General features: G+C 67.6%; 13 protein-coding genes. 4 read left to right on the top strand and 9 right to left on the bottom strand.

The window, feature by feature from the left end; genetic code table 11:
• Positions 1-23 precede the first annotated feature (23 nt).
• Positions 24-2510: a DNA gyrase/topoisomerase IV subunit A gene (locus ACL00U_RS08020; protein WP_412874038.1), complete on the top strand. Its 2487-nt coding sequence runs from the start codon at positions 24-26 to the stop codon at positions 2508-2510.
• A 374-nt stretch (positions 2511-2884) separates the two neighbouring features.
• Here the strand turns inward: ACL00U_RS08020 and ACL00U_RS08015 are convergent, their stop codons facing one another.
• Genes ACL00U_RS08015 through ACL00U_RS08005 form a run of 3 tightly spaced genes read right to left on the bottom strand, consistent with a single transcriptional unit; the run spans position 2885 to position 8562 of the window.
• Positions 2885-4645 (bottom strand): UvrD-helicase domain-containing protein, encoded by a 1761-nt coding sequence (locus tag ACL00U_RS08015; RefSeq protein WP_412874037.1) that lies wholly within the window; start codon positions 4643-4645, stop codon positions 2885-2887.
• A 15-nt stretch (positions 4646-4660) separates the two neighbouring features.
• Positions 4661-6406: an ATP-dependent nuclease gene (locus ACL00U_RS08010; protein ID WP_412874036.1), complete on the bottom strand. Its 1746-nt coding sequence runs from the start codon at positions 6404-6406 to the stop codon at positions 4661-4663.
• Between the two features lie 29 nt (positions 6407-6435).
• Positions 6436-8562, bottom strand: a complete 2127-nt coding sequence (locus tag ACL00U_RS08005) for a DNA gyrase/topoisomerase IV subunit B (protein WP_071403953.1) — start codon at positions 8560-8562, stop codon at positions 6436-6438.
• A gap of 167 nt (positions 8563-8729) precedes the next feature.
• Here ACL00U_RS08005 and ACL00U_RS08000 point away from each other — a divergent pair, with 167 nt between their 5' ends.
• Entirely contained in the window at positions 8730-8954 is a 225-nt protein-coding gene (locus tag ACL00U_RS08000) for a DUF7455 domain-containing protein (protein ID WP_017886093.1), read from the top strand.
• 71 nt (positions 8955-9025) lie between these two features.
• Here the strand turns inward: ACL00U_RS08000 and ACL00U_RS07995 are convergent, their stop codons facing one another.
• From ACL00U_RS07995 to ACL00U_RS07970, 6 genes are all read right to left on the bottom strand, one after another.
• On the bottom strand, positions 9026-9484 hold the full coding sequence (locus ACL00U_RS07995; protein ID WP_412874035.1) for a hypothetical protein: 459 nt from the start codon (positions 9482-9484) through the stop codon (positions 9026-9028).
• Positions 9485-9612: 128 nt separating this feature from the next.
• Positions 9613-10386: a type 1 glutamine amidotransferase gene (locus ACL00U_RS07990; RefSeq protein WP_412874034.1), complete on the bottom strand. Its 774-nt coding sequence runs from the start codon at positions 10384-10386 to the stop codon at positions 9613-9615.
• On the bottom strand, positions 10383-11642 hold the full coding sequence (locus ACL00U_RS07985; RefSeq protein WP_017886091.1) for a MurT ligase domain-containing protein: 1260 nt from the start codon (positions 11640-11642) through the stop codon (positions 10383-10385). The genes ACL00U_RS07990 and ACL00U_RS07985 overlap by 4 nt, the downstream gene beginning before the upstream one ends.
• 6 nt (positions 11643-11648) lie before the next feature.
• Positions 11649-12923 (bottom strand): RNA polymerase sigma factor, encoded by a 1275-nt coding sequence (locus tag ACL00U_RS07980; RefSeq protein WP_017886090.1) that lies wholly within the window; start codon positions 12921-12923, stop codon positions 11649-11651.
• Positions 12924-13116: 193 nt separating this feature from the next.
• Complete coding sequence (locus ACL00U_RS07975; RefSeq protein WP_042537033.1) at positions 13117-14436, bottom strand: MFS transporter; 1320 nt, start codon at positions 14434-14436, stop codon at positions 13117-13119.
• A gap of 159 nt (positions 14437-14595) precedes the next feature.
• A complete protein-coding gene (locus ACL00U_RS07970; RefSeq protein WP_262117502.1) occupies positions 14596-15525 on the bottom strand; it encodes a proteasome assembly chaperone family protein in 930 nt (309 codons plus the stop codon).
• Positions 15526-15601: 76 nt separating this feature from the next.
• On the opposite strand from ACL00U_RS07970, the gene ACL00U_RS07965 reads away from it, so the two are divergent.
• Positions 15602-17092, top strand: a complete 1491-nt coding sequence (locus ACL00U_RS07965) for a leucyl aminopeptidase (RefSeq protein WP_412874033.1) — start codon at positions 15602-15604, stop codon at positions 17090-17092.
• Positions 17093-17248: 156 nt separating this feature from the next.
• Positions 17249-18622 carry a dihydrolipoyl dehydrogenase gene (lpdA, locus tag ACL00U_RS07960; RefSeq protein ID WP_111022800.1) on the top strand — a complete coding sequence of 458 codons (1374 nt, stop codon included), beginning with the start codon at positions 17249-17251 and terminating at the stop codon, positions 18620-18622.
• The last annotated feature ends 61 nt before the right edge of the window (positions 18623-18683 follow it).

The following is an 18683-nucleotide window of genomic DNA, read 5'->3' as shown; positions in this document are numbered from 1 at the left end:
CTCTGGTCTTCCAGAAAGGTGCCATGGCACGCACGGATGTAGTCGGCCTGCCCGACGGTGAGCGCATCGAGGACGTCGACGTCTCCGAGGAGATGCAGGGTTCCTTCCTCGAGTACGCGTACTCCGTCATCTACTCGCGGGCACTGCCCGACGCCCGCGACGGCCTGAAGCCGGTGCAGCGCCGGATCCTGTACCAGATGGCCGAGATGGGGCTGCGCCCCGACCGCGGACACGTCAAGAGCGCCCGCGTCACCGGCGAGGTGATGGGCAAGCTGCACCCGCACGGCGACGGCGCGATCTACGATGCGCTGGTCCGGATGGCCCAGCCGTTCACGATGCGCGTGCCGCTCGTCGACGGCCACGGCAACTTCGGCTCACTCGACGACGGACCCGCTGCCGCCCGCTACACCGAGGCACGGCTCGCCGAACCGTCGATGGCGATGACCGAGGGCCTGGGCGAGGACGTCGTCGACTTCGTCCCGAACTACGACAACCAGATCATGCAGCCCGGCGTGCTGCCGGCGGCGTTCCCGAACCTGCTCGTCAACGGTGCCTCCGGCATCGCGGTGGGCATGGCGACGAACATGGCACCGCACAACCTGGGCGAGGTCGTCGAGGCCGCGAAGCACCTGCTCATGAACCCGCAGGCCACCCTCGAAGAGCTCATGGAGTTCGTGCCCGGGCCGGACCTGCCGTCCGGCGGCACCATCGTCGGGCTCTCCGGGGTCCGCGACGCCTACGCCACCGGCCGCGGTTCGTTCCGCACCCGCTCCAAGGTGAGCGTCGAGAACCTCACCCCGCGCAAGGTCGGCCTCGTCGTCACCGAGCTGCCCTACCTGGTCGGCCCCGAGCGCGTCATCGAGAAGATCAAGGACGGCGTCCAGTCCAAGAAGCTCGTCGGCATCTCGGACGTCAACGACCTGACCGACCGCAACCACGGGCTCCGGCTCGTCATCGGCATCAAGAGCGGCTTCAACCCCACCGCCGTGCTCGAGCAGCTCTACAAGCACACCCCGCTCGAGGACGGCTTCGGCATCAACAACGTCGCCCTGGTCGGCGGGTCACCGCGCACACTCGGGCTGCGCGAGCTCCTCGACGTCTACGTCCAGCACCGGCTCGACGTCGTCACCCGCCGGTCGCAGTACCGGCTGGCACGTCGCAAGGAACGGCTGCACCTGGTCGAGGGCCTGCTCATCGCGATCCTCGACATCGACGAGGTCATCCAGGTCATCCGCACGTCCGACGACTCCGAGGCGGCGCGCAACCGCCTGCGCGACGTCTTCGACCTGTCCGAGGTGCAGGCTGAGTACATCCTCGAGCTGCGCCTGCGTCGCCTGACGAAGTTCTCGCGGATGGAGCTCGAGGCCGAGCGTGACCAGCTGCTCGCCGACATCGCCGCCCTCGAAGAACTGCTGGCGTCCGACGAGCGCCTCCGCGCGCAGGTCGCCCTCGAGCTGACCGAGGTCTCCGACAAGTTCGCGACCCCGCGCCGCACCCTGCTCACCGAGGCGGACGCCCCGGTCAAGGGCGGTCGGAAGGCCGCGGTCGACCCGGAGTCCCTGCAGATCGCCGACTCCCCCTGCCGCGTGCTGCTCTCGACCACCGGGCGGCTCATCCGCGTCGACATCCCGACGTCGGAACTCGGCATCGTCCGCGTGCCGAAGCGCTCGAAGCACGACGCCGTCCGCTCCGCCGTGGTGAGCACGGTGCGCGGGCAGCTCGGCGCCCTGACCTCCACCGGGCGGGTCCTGCGGCTCTCCCCCGTCGACGTCCCCGCCGTGCCGCCCGCAGCGGTCCGGCTCGACGCCGGCGTCCGGGTCACCGACTTCCTGGCGCTCACCAAGGGCGAGACGGTCGTCGCGCTCGTCGACCTCGGTGGGGCATCGTCGGACTCGCTGGCGATCGGTACCGCGCACGGCGTCGTGAAACGCGTCGTCCCCGGCGCCTGGCCGGACAAGCCCGAGTTCGTCGCCATCGGCCTGAAGCCCCGAGACGCGGTGGTCGGTGCCGCCCAGGCCCCGGAGTCCGACGACCTGGTGTTCATCAGCTCGAATGCGCAGCTGCTGCGGTTCCCGGCGTCCGTCGTCCGGGCGCAGGGGCTGCCCGCCGGTGGAGTGGCCGGCATGGCCCTGGCCGACGGCGCTGCTGTGATCTGGTTCGGATCCGTCGCACGCTCCGACGACGCCGTGGTCGCCACGGTGTCCACCACCTCGACCGCGCTGCCCGGCACCGACGCCGGCCGCGCCAAGGTGTCCGCGCTGTCGGAGTTCCCGGCGAAGGGCCGCGCGACCCAGGGTGTCCGGGCGCACGCGTTCCTGAAGGGCGAGGACGGGCTCACCGTGGGCTGGGCGGGCATCGCTCCCCCGCACGCGGTCGGCACGGACGGCGCGGCGCGGACCCTGCCGGACTGGCTGTCGAAGCGTGACGGGTCCGGTGCGCCGCTCGAGGCCGTCATCGGCTCGATCGGTGGCAGTGCCGCTGCGCTCGACGGCACCGCCGGCGACGCGTAGGTGCCGACCGCGAGTCTCACGCTGAGCGACCGTTTTCGCACCAGCGAGCACGAGGAGCGTCGCCCACTGCGAGACTCGCCGAGTTACGGCCCCGAACCGCGCACGAACGGGAGGCGTGGATCGGGCCCGCCCCGCGCCTCCCGTCCGCGGCCGAGCACGACGGGGCCGAAGCTCGGCCACGCGGACAGAATCCGCTCCGTCGCGGCGGGAGATCGTCCGCCCAGCCGAGCCTCGGCCAGTCCCCGCCCGCCGCTTACGCCTCGATGCGATCGCTGTCGAGGCCCTCGCCGGCCAAGATGAACTCCTTGCGCGGCGCCACCTCGTTGCTTATAAGCAGCCCCGCTTTCAACTCGGCTTCCCTTGCGCCGTCCCAGCTACCCGTCCGTTACGTGATGTAGAAAAGGAGACGGGTCCGTGCGCCGAAGACCAAAGCGCGTTCGGCGCGTACGAGAACGCGATAGATACAGCAAACGTGAGGCCCGGGTCACAGCAACATAAAATACCCGCAGCTCCGCCAACAGGTCAGCTCTGCTCTGCGCCCGGAAATCAGGCAACTGTCCGTCATTGAGTGCAACGATGAAAACTACCTTGAACTCACGGCCTTGCGCCCGGTGCACGGTCAGCAGCCGCACTCCTTCAGACAGGTTATCGCCGCGCTGAACCCTTCCTATGCTCTGAAAGAATGCAGTAAACGTGCGAGAACGCTCCGGCGTCCGCTGCATAAAATCAGTCCATGCAGCCGTGATCAAACGCTTGTCCGCTATCCAGTCCGGATCATCGAACTCCAACTCCGCCACAGCTGACATCGCCACCGCAGGAGCGTCCGACGCAACAACCCCTGAGAACGCACTAGCGTAAGGCACATCCGCCCTTGCGAGAAAAATCTCGTCGTCGCCTTCGAATTCGACGCCCCCCAACTCTCTCGACAGGTTTCTTTTGGCAGAATGATGGCCTGGGGCCGCTTTCCACTCGAGGATCGCCAGCAGTAAACGTCCCTGGGAGGAAGCCAGCCAATCAGCCTGCGTACTGCCCATCGCAAAATTAATTCCGCTGCCGGCCAGGGCTTCCGCTACCGGAGAAAGCGAACTCGCCGTCCGCCCCAAGACTGCGATGTCCTCGGGCCGCACAGACTTCGACTCACCCTCAACGGCATACTCCTGTCGAATCCCTCCCGCGAGTAGCGCACGAACTTGGGCGACAAGCGACGCCGCTTCCTCTTCCTCGCTAGCATATTCTGCGTAGGCCACTAAACCCTCAGCCGCAAAGACGGATGACTCGGAAAGTTTTGATTGTGAATCCAGCGCCAACGAAACTCTGTTAGCGGTCCGTACGATAGCCGCGGAACTTCGATAATTTCGATCTAGCACAATCGTTTCGGCGTCAAACTGCTCCCTTGCACGGTCTAGCAACCTGGGGTCCGCACCAGCGAAGCCCACGATTGACTGGCGCGTGTCCCCGACGAGCATCACCGATATTCCTTCATCATGCGGATTCCCCACAAGACCGACTAGGAAGTTGAATTGCATCAGCGTGAGGTTTTGCGCCTCGTCAACCACGGTCAAACCATACAGCGTCCGGACTTGCCGGGACACCCAAGGGTCCTTGAGGAGAAGAACCGCCTTTTCGAAGACAGCTGGGAAGTCGAGAGCGTCACGATCCGAAAGAGCATCCTGAAGGTCATTTGCCAGTGGGCTTGACTCGCCTCTAGAACGGAGAACATCCGTCTCCTGCAGCATTTTCAAGGTCAGTTCGCGCCCGATGCCCTGCCCTGAATACCAGTCTTGCAAGAGCTCGAGCCTGTCTTCATCCCGCGCCAGGACCTCGACATCCGACGGCACCCCAATCCTTGAGCCGTATTGACGTAAAAGTCCTAAGGCAAAACCGTGGAATGTGTCGGCATCAACGCGGCGTGACAGATCACCAAGCCGATCGTCGAACCGGCGAGCAAGTTCATCCGCCGCCTTGACGGTATATGTCAATGCGCAGACACGGTAACCATCCTCCAGGGTCCGTTGCAAGAAACGCTCCACGCGCTGCGCAAGCACCTCAGTCTTGCCGCTCCCCGCGGGGGCGATCACGACAGTGGCTGCCGCCAATGAGTCGACCGCGCGGCGCTGCTCCGGACTGAGCTTCATCAGAGAGATCATCAGCTACAGCTCCAACTTCGTCCGGACCGCAGAAACAAGCTCTACAAGGGGTTGCGGCCAGTAATCTGTCCCGCTTCTGATCTTCTCCTGGTCCGGGTATTTCCTTGTAAGCTCTCGGCCAAGAGCAGCACCCAACACGCCCTTATGCTTCGCCATGTATTTGAGCAGTTGATCCTCAGCACCCTCATAGCCAAACTGCGTAGCCGCGGTCATGCAGGCGTCTGAGTCGAAGTCGAAGAGCATCCGCTCAGTGGCTCCATCGTCCTCGGTGGCCCCGAACACCCAGGTTATGTGAGACTGATCCCCGCTGCCGAATGTCGCATCTAATCTCGTCGCATCCCGGCGGCCAGCTTCATCATCGTCAGCAAACAAGTGCCATGGCAATCCTGTCGCCTCTGCAAACTTCACGACAGCCGTTGCCATCGGCGAGTTCATACTCCCGGCATCGATCACGGCTACTCTGTCGGCTTGGAGCCCAAGACAATGTCTTAGGATCACGGGTAACAGCGCCCGCTCAGTCGCCCCGTCGCCGAGCACAACGCAAGACGCGAACAGTAGTTCGCCAAACGGTCGTTCGATCTGTCGGCGAAGCTTCTCCATCTCCTCGCGATACAGAGCCGGACGCAGCATCCTCGGAGTATCCGCGTCTAACGCGTCTTCCGCTGGGCGCAGGTTGACCAGCGAAACCCCGGTCGATTTCCAACGGAACATGCGTAACGATCGCGGCTCGACAGTGGATACCAAATGCGAGGAGTGCGTGCTCACTACGGCCTGTCCAGGAAGAGAGTGCAGCACCTCGCTCAACTGAACCTGGCCCTGAGGGTGAAGGTGCGCTTCGGGCTCTTCCAAGAGACTCACCGCATGAGGACGGAGAGCTCCACCGTCACTTCCAACACGGCGGTCGTATAGAACGCTTTGCAACTGGATCGACGTCATGCTTCGGGATCCAGCTCCATGGACCCTAAGTGGTAGGGCACCCGCGCCTGTGTCTAAGTCCACTACTACGCTCCGCGAAAGTTCCTCTAAACGCAGAGGTAGCGGCTTGATCTCGGCGCTACCTACGCTGCCGACGCTCTGACTCAGTGCCTGAAGTGACCTGGTCACTGCGTCGAGCGCCGCACTAGACCCAATGATGTCCTTACTCAGATCGCCCAAGCGGACTTCGAGCGCCTCTCGGCTGTCTTCATCCACTTCGAGGTCGTCCAGAATACGGCGGATTGCGGAGCCTCGACGAGCGAAATCGTCAACCAAATCTCGGCCCGTCCCGACATAGTCACCGACTACGAGAGAGCGTTGTACGCCACTCAACGAGGTAGTCGGAACGGCCGGTTCCCACTGATTCGCCGACGTGTTGTACGCAAGGACGGCGGTTTCAGAACGCGAACCGAAACCCTCGCGTGTGCGAAATATTGTCGTACGCCATGCGAAACGTTCGGCATCTGAAGAGCTGGGACCTGGCTGCACATTCAGGAGGCGTCGTGCGATCGCGGGGTCAAACGTCTCCCCAGTTGCGGGCGCCAGGACAGTGTCGATGACAGGCTCGGCGTCAACATCAACGGTGAAATCGTCTCGGTCTGGTGAGAGAGCACCGGTCGCAATTCCGATGGCTCGCAAAACTCGGGATTTACCGGCATTGTTTTGTCCAACCAGGATTGTAAGGTCCGGTTCAAGCTCTACGTTCAGGTCAATGATGCCCCGGAAATGCTGTATTCGAACCGACTCGATGCGGATCGGCGCTGCGTTAACCATGATGTTTACCTCTTCGTTTTCCAGCGCGCCTACGCGTCGATGCGGTCGCGGTCCAGGCCCTCGCCGGCCAGGATGAACTCCTTGCGCGGCGCCACGTCGTTGCCCATGAGCAGCTCGAACACCTTCGCGGCCCCTTCGGCATGGGTCACGTTCACCCGGCGCAGGGTGCGGTGCGCGCGGTCCATCGTGGTCTCCGCGAGCTGGTCGGCGTCCATCTCGCCGAGGCCCTTGTACCGCTGGATCGGCTCCTGGTACTTCTTGCCCGTCTTCTCGAGCTTCTTCAGCACCGTCTGCAGCTCCTGTTCGGAGTACGTGTACAGCGTGTCGTTCGGCTTGCCGCGGTTCACCACGACGACCCGGTGCAGCGGCGGCACGGCGGCGAAGACCCGGCCCTGCTCGATCATCGGCCGCATGTACCGGAAGAACAGCGTCAGCAGCAGCGTGCGGATGTGGGCGCCGTCGACATCGGCGTCCGACATGATGATGATCTTGCCGTAGCGGGCCTGGTCGATGTCGAACGTGCGGCCCGAACCGGCGCCGATGACCTGGATGATCGACGCGCACTCGACGTTCGAGAGCATGTCCGACACGGACGCCTTCTGCACGTTGAGGATCTTGCCGCGGATCGGCAGCAGCGCCTGGTACTCGCTGTTGCGGGCGAGCTTCGCGGTACCGAGGGCCGAGTCGCCCTCGACGATGAAGAGCTCGGTGCCCTCGGTCTCCTGCGAGCGGCAGTCGGCGAGCTTCGTCGGCAGCGAGGAGTTCTCGAGCGCGTTCTTGCGGCGCTGCGTCTCCTTGTGTGCCCGCGCCGAGATGCGGGTCTTCATCTCGGACACGACCTTCTCGAGCAGGGCGGCCGACTGTGCCTTCTCGGTGCGCTGCGTCGAGGTGAGGATCTCGGTGATCCGCTTCGACACGACCTGGTCGACGATCTTCCGCACCGCCGGGGTGCCGAGGATCTCCTTCGTCTGCCCCTCGAACTGCGGCTCGGGCAACCGCACGGTCAGCACGGCGGTCATGCCGGCGAGCACGTCGTCCTTGTCGAGCTTGTCCTGCCCCACCTTGAGCTTGCGGGCGTTCGCCTCGACCTGGGCACGGACGGCCTTGACGACGCCCGACTCGAACCCGGCCTGGTGCGTGCCGCCCTTCGGCGTCGCGATGATGTTGACGAAGCTGCGGAACACGGTCTCGTAGCCGCTGCCCCAGCGGAGCGCCAGGTCGACCTCGCACTCGCGCTCGACCGACGTGGAGACCATGTGGCCCTTGTCGTCGAGCATCGGCACGGTCTCGGTGAAGGTGCCGGTCCCCTGCACGCGCCAGACGTCGGTGAGGGGGCTGTCGACGGCGAGGTGCTCGACGAACTCGCCGATGCCGCCCTCGTACCGGAAGCGCTCGACCACCGGCCCGGCGGCCACGGTGGTGCCCGTCGCCTCGGCCCGGGCAGCAGCAGCCTCGATCGACGCCGCGCGCTCGTCGGTGATGGTGATGCCGAGCCCGGGCACGAGGAACGCGGTCTGGCGTGCCCGCGTGACGAGGTCGTCGGTGCTGAACCGGGCGTCGGCGGTGAAGATCTGGCGGTCCGCCCAGTAGCGGATCCGGGAGCCGGTGACGCCCTTCTTGACCTTGCCCACCACACGCAGTTCGCTGCCCGAGGTGAAGGGCGCGAACGGAGCGTCCGGGCCGATGCCCTTGCTGTCGTCGAAGATGCCGGGCTCGCCGCGGTGGAACGACATTGCGTAGGTCTTGCCGCCCCGGTCGACCTCGACGTCGAGGCGCTCCGACAGCGCGTTCACCACCGAGGCGCCGACGCCGTGCAGGCCACCCGAAGCCGCGTACGACCCCGAGCCGAACTTGCCGCCGGCGTGCAGCTTGGTGAACACGACCTCGACCCCGGTCAGGCCGGTCTTCGGTTCCACGTCGACGGGGATGCCCCGGGCGGTGTCACGGACCTCGACCGAGCCGTCGGCGTGCAGCACGACACCGATCTCGTCACCGTGCCCCGCGAGGGCTTCGTCGACCGAGTTGTCGATGATCTCCCACAGGCAGTGCATGAGACCCCGGGAGTCCGTCGAGCCGATGTACATGCCCGGCCGCTTCCGGACCGCCTCGAGCCCTTCGAGGACGGAGAGATGGCGTGCGGAGTAGTCGGAGCTCACCGTCGGAGTTTACCGAGCGGCACCGACAGCACCGTGTGGACACTCGCACTGGGGCCAAGCGATCCGCGCTGAGCGAAACAGGCCCCGACAATGCGTCGCTCTCAGGCATCACGTGTTGAAATGGTGCAACCACCCGGCACCACCTGCGATCCGTGAGGAGCACAGCAATGACCCAGACCGTGCAGGACCCCTCCATCGACGAAGTCAGCAACCACCAGCTGACCGCCGCCGACCGTTGCGACAGCTGCGGGGCGCAGGCCTACATCCGAGCCACCATGTCGAGCGGCGAGCTCTACTTCTGCGCCCACCACGGCGCCGAGTTCAAGGACAAGCTCGCGGCGACCGCCATCGAGTGGCACGACGAGAGCAGCCGACTCTACGAGTCGAAGTAGTCGCGACCGACACACGGACAGGAGGCGCGGTGCCAGCTGGCACCGCGCCTCCTGTCTGTCTGTTGCGCGTCTCAGAACGCTCGGTTCAGCGCCCAGGCGGCGCCGCGGTAGCTGTTCGGCCCCCAGACGCCGTCGATGGGGCCGCTGTAGCGGCCGTGGGCGGCCGCCCATCGCTGCAGTGCCCGGATGATCTCGGGGCTCTGCGAGTTGTGGAGGTCGCCTGCACGGAAGTACCCGCCCTTCGCGAGCTGCTCGGAGACACCCGTCCACGAGTTCGGACCCATGATCCCGTCGATCGGTCCCTTGTAGCCGTAGTACCCCGCCATGCTGCCGAGGCACTGGAGCCGCTTGTAGAAGATCGTCCCCGGAACCCCGTCGAACTCGGTCGTGGTCGTCGGCACCGAACTGCAGGCCGAACTGATGCGGGGCGTCGCGGCCTCAGCCGGAGCTGTCTGGACGACGGCACCGGCAGTGGTGATCGCCACGACGAGTGCGCCGACCAGGGCGAGGACGGATTTGTTGGTGAGCATGAAGCCTCCTTTGTCGGCTTCCAACATTTCACATCTGGAACACGAGCGGACCGACTTGGCAATTGTTGCCACTCATCAGAGACGACGAAGGCCGGGCCCCGTCGGGACCCGGCCTTCTGCTTCGTGCGTCAGGCGATGCGCTTGAACGCCTTGTCGACGTAGCGGTCGACCGTGGCTCGCGCTTCGCGTGCGTAGCGGTCGATCGTCGCCGTGCGCTCCGCGTCCGGTGCGTACTCACGGCCGAGGCGTGCGGTCGCTGCAGCGAGGACACCGTCGGTCAGCTGCGGGTTGAGCGGTAGGACCGGACCCTGGGTGTGCGTGCCGAAGGAGTTGCCGACGATCGCGCCCTCGACCGGGGAGCCGGCCTGGTTGCCGCCGCCGGAGACGACGTCGGCGAAGGGCGTGATGCCAGCTGCGAGTTCGATGCGGGTGGCGTGGTCCTCGAAGCCGGCGAGACGCTTCGGTGCTCCGGGGAGCAGCGGGTACCGGGTCTCGAGGACGAAGTAGTTCACGCGGCGCTCGGCACCGCGGACGGCACGGGCGTCGAACACGCCGAAGCCCGCGACCGGCGCACCCTCGGTCGGCACGACCTCGTTCGTCGCGAGGTCGAACCCACCGCCGACGGCGAGCACCGGCACACCGTCGGTCGCGAACGCGCGGAGCGCGCCACCGATGCGTGTGACGTCGTCGCCCAGGGAACGCATCGCGCTGAGCGGACCGTTGCCGATGACGACGACGTCCGCCGTGGTCGGCAGGTCGTCACCGGGCGCGTACTCGAGGACCTGGGTCTCGATGTCCGCGGCGGCCGCACGGCGGACCAGCGCCGCGACGTTGCCACGGTCGCCCGAGACGCCCATCTGCCGGGGGTAGACGTGCAGGATGGTCAGCCGGTCGGCCGTCATGCGGTCTTCTCCATGTCCGGGTGGCCGAGGGCCTTGCGGGCGATCATCATGATCTCGTAGTTGACGATGAAGTTCTTCGTCCCGCGGGTCGTCGAACCGAGCTGCTCCATGTGCTTGATGGCAGCCTCGACGTCGGGCTCGACCCGGCCGATGCGGACACCGGCATGCTCGAGCGCGATCGCGATCTGCCACGCCTTGTCGCCGGAGACGACGTCCACGTGGTCGAGCTTCGAGAAGTCGATGTCGTAGATCCAGGAGATGTCGGGCGTGCCCTCGTCGATCGCCATGAGGACCTGCTCGGGCTGGTCCGGCAGGGCGTCGAGGTTGAGCTGCAGGCTCGCGGCGTTCTTGAACATCGTGAACTCGGCGGACTCGCCCGCGATGGGGAGCCGCTCGCCACGGCCGTAGGCCGGCTTCATCGTGCCGAAGGCCTTCGTCACGGCGTCGGCGCGGAACTGCGCACCGAGGGCCGCACTCGCCGTCGCGGTGGCCGCGGCGGCGTCGACCGCGTAGTGCAGGCCGCGGGCGGGCAGACGGACCGGGATCTCGGCACCGTCGAAGCGGATCGTCGCGCCGTCGCCCGTGTGGGCCACGACCTCGGCGTCGGCGGTGTGCTGGGCACGGTCACCGGCGTCGAACGAGTCGGCGTTCTGCAGGCCGTTCGGCGCTGCGGCGATGACCTCGTCGCTCGCACCGAACCGCAGGACGCGCTGCCCCGGGGTGCCGCTGTAGCCGTCGAGGAACTGGTCGTCGTGGTTCGTGATGACGTTCGCCGTCGACAGTGCGGCGGTGTCGAGCATCATCGTCGCCACACGCTCGGTCTCGAAGAACCGGTACAGCTGGTCGACCTGCACGTTGAGCATCGTCACCGTCGAGGGCGACAGGATGCCGGCGAGCTCCACCGCGAAGGCCTCGTCGACCTCGAGGATGCCGATGTCCGCCTTGAGACGGCCGGTCAGCGAGACCTCGGACAGCAGGGCCGACGCGATGCCCTGCGGCAGGTTCGCGCCCGACGGGTTCGTGAAGACACGGAGCCCGTGGGCCCGGACGATGTCGGAGATCATGTGCGTCGTCGTCGACTTGCCGTTCGAACCGAGTACGAAGACGACGCCGTTCGGGAACTGCTTCGTCACGTGCTGCAGGAAGTCCGGCACGAGCTTCAGGACGATGAACCCCGGGTAGGCGGATCCACCGCCCCGCGCACGGGCGAGGGCACGGAGGATCCGCCCGATCAGGATCGGGATGAAGAAGCGCATGCCGGCTTACTCGAGGTAGTCGCGCAGCGACTGCGACCGCGACGGGTGGCGGAGCTTCGCCATCGTCTTGGACTCGATCTGACGGATGCGCTCGCGCGTCACGCCGAACGTGTCACCGATCTGATCGAGGGTCTTCGGCTGGCCGTCGCCCAGGCCGAAGCGCATGCGGATGACGCCCGCCTCGCGCTCGGACAGGGAGTCGAGCAGGCTCTCGAGCTGCTTCTGCAGCATCGTGAAGCCCACCGCGTCGGCCGGCACGACCGCCTCGGTGTCCTCGATGAGGTCACCGAACTCGGAGTCGCCGTCCTCACCCAGGGGCGTGTGCAGCGAGATCGGCTCGCGACCGTACTTCTGCACCTCGACGACCTTCTCCGGGGTCATGTCGAGCTCGCGTGCGAGCTCTTCCGGAGTGGGTTCGCGACCGAGGTCCTGCAGCATCTGGCGCTGCACGCGGGCGAGCTTGTTGATGACCTCGACCATGTGCACCGGGATGCGGATGGTGCGGGCCTGGTCGGCCATGGCGCGGGTGATGGCCTGACGGATCCACCAGGTCGCGTAGGTCGAGAACTTGAAGCCCTTGGTGTAGTCGAACTTCTCGACCGCACGGATCAGGCCCAGGTTGCCTTCCTGGATGAGGTCCAGGAACTGCATGCCGCGACCGGTGTAGCGCTTGGCCAGCGAGACGACCAGACGGAGGTTCGCGCCGAGCAGGTGCGACTTCGCACGCTGACCGTCACGGGCGACCCAGCGCAGCTCACGCTCGGCGGGCTTCGACAGCCCCGTCGAGTGCTGCAGCTTGTCCTCGGCGAACAGGCCGGCCTCGATGCGCATCGCGAGCTCGACCTCCTGCTCGGCGTTGAGCAGGGCGACCTTGCCGATCTGCTTGAGGTAGTCCTTCACCGGGTCGGCGGTGGCACCCGTGATGGTCGTGGAGTAGACCGGTGCCTCGTCGTCGTCGGTCTGCGAGATGACGAGCGCACCGGCGGCGACCGCGGCAGCGGCGTCCGGCTTGGCCGTCTTGTCGTCGGTGTCGTCGGCCTCGTCGGTCGGCTCCTCGACCGGCTCGTCCGAGGCGATGGCCTCGTCGACGGCGTCGGTCTTCTTCGCCTTGGGTGCTGCCTTCTTGGCAGGCGCCTTCTTGGCAGGGGCCTTCGTGGCGGGGGCCTTCGTGGCGCGCTTCTTCGGCGCTGCGGTGCCCTCGGTGGCGGTGGCGTCCTCTGCCACAGCGCCCTCGGGCTCGGTGTCCTTCGTGGGATCGATCGTCGTGCTCCGGGCAGCCATGCGATCACCTCTCTCGTCGTGCCACGTTCGTGGGGTCGTGGCTTCCCTCGCCGCCCAGGTCCCGCGCCGCAGTCCCCCGCGTCGTACGAGTCCTACCGTTCCGGGCAGCACTAGGACCCATGTCAAGTCCCCCGAGTTCACCGGCGCACCGAAGTGCTCCGACAGACAGGGGTCCCGAACGGGTCCGTGATCATTATTGCACGTGCCGCCTCCGCAGGCGTGCAACGAGTGCAACCCAGAGTGGTCCGACGCGTATTCCCTCTTCCGAGTGCAGCACCCGACGGGTCCGGCGGCGGGCGTGCAGGAGCATCCCGACGCCGAACCCGACCACGACGTACTGCACCGTGAGGGCGATCCGGAAGTTCTCCCAGGCGAACACCGTGGTGCCCGATGCCCGCGCCGCCACGTCGAGGACGACGCCGATCAGGTACATCATCACGAACGCCGCGAGGAACCCGCCGACGTTCACCACACCGTTCGCCGAGCCGAGCGAGCCGACCGGGTTGAAGGTCCGGGCGAAGTCGAAGCCGATGAGCGAACCGGGTCCGCCGATGCCCATCGCGACGACGAGCAGCACGAGCAGCCAGGTCGGCGGGTGCCCGGGCCAGAGCAGGATCGCCGTCCAGAGCACCGCGAGCAGCACGACCACGCCGAGCACCAGGTTCGACCGGCGCATCGGGAACCGTGCGCAGAGCACGCCGAGCACCGGACCGGCGACGAACCCGACCACCACGATGATCGTGAGGAAGCCCGCCGCCTCGCCCGGGGAGTACCCGAGTCCCCGGAGCATCGGGACGCCCCACAGCAGCGAGAACACCGTGCCCGAGGACTGCGTGACGTAGTGCGACCAGAACCCGAGCTGTGTGCCGGGGCGCCGGAGCGCGTGCCCGAAGGTGCTGAACGCGGCACCCCACGAGTGCGGCAGCGGGATCGTGTCGGTCCGCACCGGCACCGGACCGTTCCGGACGAACACGGCGGCGAGCACGAGACCGACCGCGCTGGCCGCGGCAGCGACGCCGAACGCCGGGGTCCACCCCACCGAGTGCAGGAGCACGGCGAACGGGAACGCCGACAGGACCTGGCCGATCTGCCCGAGGTTGCCCGTCCACTGGGAGATCTGCGGCAGGATCCGACCGCTGAACCACATCGGCACCAGGCGGATCACCGAGATGAAGGTCATCGCGTCGCCGGCCCCGACGAGCACCCGCCCCGCGATGGCCGGCCCGATCGAGGGCGACACCGCGACGATCGCCTGTCCGACGACCAGCAGTGCGGCACCGAGGAGCACCAGCCGACGCGGTCCGACGCGGTCGAGCGCGATCCCCACCGGGATCTGCAGCCCCGCGTAGACGGCGATCTGCACCACGGCGAGCGTCGACAGGACGGCCGCCGAGACGGCGAACCGGTCCTGCGCGTCGACGCCGGACACTCCGAGCGAGGACCGTTGCACGACGGCGAGGACGTACGCGAGGACCGCGACGCCCCAGATCAGGAAGGCACGACGGGAGTTCACCGGACCAGGCTACCGACGCGTTCCCACGTCGATACGCGACAGCCGTCGCGAACGCGGGTCACGTCGTGCAGGTGACGACGGAACGGCCTGGAGGCGCGGTGCGGGCCCGCACCGCGCCTCCAGGCCGTCCTGTCGGAGCGTCCGGATCCGACGCGACGGTCAGTCGGTCGCGTCGCCCTGGGTGCGCCGGTCGGCCAGGAAGCGCTCGAGCTCGGCGGCGATCGCGTCGGCGGTCGGCACCTCGCCGTCGACGCCGGTGAGCGGCGACGCGACGGGGTTGCCCTCCATGTAGGTGTCGTGCCGTTCCTCGAGCACGGAGACCAGGCGCTGCAGCTCGGCGTTGCCGGCCACCTGTTCCTCGACGCGCGTCAGGAACTCGCGACCCGACTCGCGCAGGGCGTCCGTCGGGAAGATCAGTCCGGTCGCGGCGGCGATGCCGGAGAGCGCTGCGACGGCGGCGTCCGGGAACTCGGTGTCGGACAGGTAGTGCGGCACGAGCAGCACGAGCCCCGTCACCTGCGCACCCGTCTCGGCGAGGCGGTGCTCGACCAGGTGCAGGACGTTCGCCGGTGCCTGAGTCTCGGGCTTCCAGACGCTCATCTGCTCGACGAGGTCGGCCCGGGTGCCCGAGACGGTGAGGCTGATCGGACGGGTGTGCGGGACCGGCATCGGGATCGACTGCACCCAGGTGGTGCCGGCGACCTGCAGGTCGGCGGCGAGCCCGGTGACGGCGCGGACGAAGCGGTTCCACTGGAAGTCCGGCTCGTAGCCCGACAGGAACAGGAACGGCTGGCCGATCTCGTCGCGCACCAGGTGCAGTGCAAGACGGGGCGGTTCGACGGCGCTGATGTGGTCGTGCTCGAAGGTGATGACCGGACGACGGGCACGCCAGTCGAGCAGCACGTCGGGGTCGAACTCGGCGACGAGCTCGGTGTCGAGGTCCTCGAGGATCGAGTTCGTCACCTGTGCGACGGCGGAACCGGCATCGGCGAACCCGGTCAGCCCGGCGACCAGGTGCAACCCCGCCGGGACGGTCGGGGCGTCCGCGTCGAACGTGTAGAGCTCCTCAGGGTGGTTCACCGTCCCCATGCTAGGCGGGGCCCCCGACGTCCCCGGTGCGCGACGACGACGCCGACAGCGAACAGGCCGTCGGTAGGGTTGGGGCATGGTCCGACCGACGCTCTCCACCACCAGTTCACCCCCCGAGACCACCACCGCCGACGTCCTCGTCGTCGGGGTCCGTCCGGGATCCTCCGGCGACGCGGACAGTGCCGCTTCCCTCGCGCGCAGCGCCCTGGGAGCGGTCGACGCCCTCGCCGACCTCGACCTCGCCGCGATCGGGGTCACCGGCGCGAAGGACCAGCTCGTCCGACTCCCCGCCTCCGGTGTCGGGGCGAAGTCGGTCGCGCTGATCGGCCTCGGCTCCGCCACGGGCGCCGCCGCGATCCGTGCAGCCGCCGGCAGCGCGGTCCGACAGCTCCCCCGCGTCGACTCGATCACGCTGGCACTGCCCACCGACTCCGCCGAGCTCGTCGAAGCCGCCCTCGAGGGCGCGGCGCTCGGCGCGTACGCCTTCACGCGCCACAAGGGCACCGGCACCAAGGCCCCGGCCCGTGGCGACCAGCGCATCGAGGTCGTCGCCCCCGCCGACGTCGCCGCCGACGCCGCGGTGCGCCCGGCGATCGTCGCCGACGCCGCGTCGCTCGTGCGCGACCTGGTGAACACCGCCGCCGGTGACCTCGGGCCGCAGGACGTCGCCGACGTCGCGACCGGGTTCGCCTCGGACCTGCCGCTCACGGTCGAGGTCCTCGACGAGCAGGCGCTCGAGGAGCAGGGCTTCGGCGGCATCCTCGGCGTCGGCCGCGGTTCCGCCCGGCCTCCGCGTCTGGTCGTCGTCCGGTACGCACCGGAGTCCGCGACGAAGCACCTCGCCCTGGTCGGCAAGGGCATCACCTTCGACTCGGGCGGCCTCTCGCTCAAGCCCGCGGCGTCGATGCTCGGGATGAAGACCGACATGACCGGTGCCGCCACGGTGCTCGCCGCGACCGTCGCCGCCGCCCGCCTGGGCCTCGACGTGCGGGTGACCGCATGGCTCGCCCTCGCCGAGAACATGCCCTCCGGCACCGCGACCCGCCCGGGCGACGTCCTGACGCTCAAGAACGGCACCACGGTCGAGGTCACCAACACCGACGCCGAGGGGCGCCTGGTGCTCGGCGACGGGATGGCCGCCGCATCGCTCGAGCAGCCCGACGCGCTCGTCGACGTCGCCACGCTGACCGGTGCCCAGGTCGTCGCGCTCGGCGACCGCACGACCGGCCTGATGGGCAGCGACGACCTCGTCGCGAAGGTCCGCGCCGTCGCCGAGGGCGTCGCCGAGCCGATCTGGCCGATGCCGCTGCCCGAGGAGCTCGAGGCCCGGCTGTCCAGCGACGTCGCCGACATCGTCAACGCCACGGTCGGCAACCCCGCCGGCGGCATGCTGCTCGCGGGCAAGTTCCTCGAGCGCTTCGCGGGCGAGGGTGTCCCCTGGGCGCACCTCGACATCGCGGGTCCGTCGGAGAACAAGGGCGGCGGGTACGCCTGGTTGGGCAAGGGTGCGACGGGTGTGATGGTCAGGACGCTCATCGCTCTCGCAGAAGACCTCCAGTCCGAGTAGTAGGTTTGGTACCGGTGGGAACGGCGCACTGACGCGCCTCCCACCGGTACTGCACGGGACGGGACCGGAACCACGCGGTCCGACCGTCGGACGCCGCCCTCCGCGGTGTCCACGTAGGGCCCGATCGGCCCGACACGCACGAGGGAGTTGCACCAGGTGACGGAACAGACTTACGACGTCGTTGTCCTCGGTGGCGGGAGTGGTGGGTACGCCGCTGCGCTCCGGGCCGCCGAACTCGGCATGAGCGTCGCGCTCATCGAGGGCGACAAGCTCGGAGGGACGTGCCTGCACCGCGGCTGCATCCCGACGAAGGCACTGCTGCACGCGGCCGAGGTCGCAGACGCGACGCGCGACGCCGAGAAGTACGGCGTGGTCGCGGAGTTCGCCGGTGTCGACGTGCCCAAGGTCATCGACTACCAGCAGGGCATCATCAACTCCAAGTACAAGGGCCTGCAGGGTCTGATCAAGGCCCGCGGCATCACCGTGGTCGAGGGCTGGGGCCGTCTGACCTCGCAGAACACCGTGCAGGTCGGCGACCAGACCGTCACCGGCAAGAACATCGTGCTCGCGACCGGCTCCTACTCGAAGTCCCTGCCGGGGCTCGAGATCGGCGGCCGCGTGATCACCTCCGAGACCGCGCTCCGCATGGACTACGTCCCGAACAAGGTCGTCATCCTCGGCGGCGGCGTCATCGGCGTCGAGTTCGCCAGCGTCTGGAAGTCCTTCGGCGCCGAGGTCACCATCGTCGAGGGCCTGCCGCACCTGGTCCCCGCCGAGGACGAGTCGATGTCGAAGCAGCTCGAGCGTGCGTTCCGCAAGCGCGGCATCGAGTTCTCGCTCGGTGTCCGGTTCCAGGGCGTCGAGCAGCACGAGAACGGCGTCGTCGTCACGCTGGAGGACGGCAAGACCTTCGACGGTGACGTCCTGCTCGTCGCCGTCGGCCGTGGCCCGGTCACGCAGAACGTCGGCTACGACGAGGTCGGCGTGGCGATGGACCGCGGGTTCGTCACCACGAACGAGCGTCTCGCCACGAACATCCCCAACGTCTACGCCGTCGGCGACATCGTCCCCGGCCTGCAGCTCGCACACCGCGGCTTCCAGCAGGGCATCTTCGTCGCCGAGGAGATCGCCGGCCTCAACCCGGTGGTCATCGAGGACAAGAACATCCCGAAGATCACCTACTCCGACCCCGAGGTCGCGTCGGTCGGACTCTCGCAGGCCAAGGCCGAGGAGCAGTACGGCGCCGACAAGGTCGACTCGTACGAGTACAACCTGGCCGGCAACGGCAAGAGCCACATCATCGGGACCTCCGGCTCCGTCAAGGTCGTGCGCGTCGTGGACGGCCCCGTCGTCGGTGTCAGCATGATCGGCGCCCGCGTCGGTGAGCTCATCGGTGAAGCCCAGCTCGCCGTCAACTGGGAGGCCTACCCCGAGGACATCGCTCCCCTGGTGCACGGCCACCCCACCCAGAACGAAGCCCTCGGCGAGGCGTTCCTGCACCTCGCGGGCAAGCCGCTGCACGCGCTGTGACCGGCACCGGCAAGCGCACTGTGACAATGACATCAACAACCACTGCAATCCCCCGCGAAGA

The organism is Curtobacterium poinsettiae (assembly GCF_047226435.1).
Lineage (GTDB): Bacteria > Actinomycetota > Actinomycetes > Actinomycetales > Microbacteriaceae > Curtobacterium > Curtobacterium poinsettiae.
The sequence above is the reverse complement of the archived record's forward strand: the minus strand, read 5'-3'. Positions and strand labels throughout refer to the sequence as shown.

Coding starts and splice junctions, on each gene's coding strand:
- ACL00U_RS08020 (WP_412874038.1), top strand. CDS start 24: ATGGCACGCACGGATGTAGTCGGCCTGCCCGACGGTGAGCGCATCGAG.
- ACL00U_RS08015 (WP_412874037.1), bottom strand. CDS start 4,645: ATGAAGCTCAGTCCGGAGCAGCGCCGCGCGGTCGACTCATTGGCGGCA.
- ACL00U_RS08010 (WP_412874036.1), bottom strand. CDS start 6,406: ATGGTTAACGCAGCGCCGATCCGCATCGAGTCGGTTCGAATACAGCAT.
- ACL00U_RS08000 (WP_017886093.1), top strand. CDS start 8,730: ATGACCCAGACCGTGCAGGACCCCTCCATCGACGAAGTCAGCAACCAC.
- ACL00U_RS07995 (WP_412874035.1), bottom strand. CDS start 9,484: ATGCTCACCAACAAATCCGTCCTCGCCCTGGTCGGCGCACTCGTCGTG.
- ACL00U_RS07990 (WP_412874034.1), bottom strand. CDS start 10,386: ATGACGGCCGACCGGCTGACCATCCTGCACGTCTACCCCCGGCAGATG.
- ACL00U_RS07985 (WP_017886091.1), bottom strand. CDS start 11,642: ATGCGCTTCTTCATCCCGATCCTGATCGGGCGGATCCTCCGTGCCCTC.
- ACL00U_RS07980 (WP_017886090.1), bottom strand. CDS start 12,923: ATGGCTGCCCGGAGCACGACGATCGATCCCACGAAGGACACCGAGCCC.
- ACL00U_RS07970 (WP_262117502.1), bottom strand. CDS start 15,525: ATGGGGACGGTGAACCACCCTGAGGAGCTCTACACGTTCGACGCGGAC.
- ACL00U_RS07965 (WP_412874033.1), top strand. CDS start 15,602: ATGGTCCGACCGACGCTCTCCACCACCAGTTCACCCCCCGAGACCACC.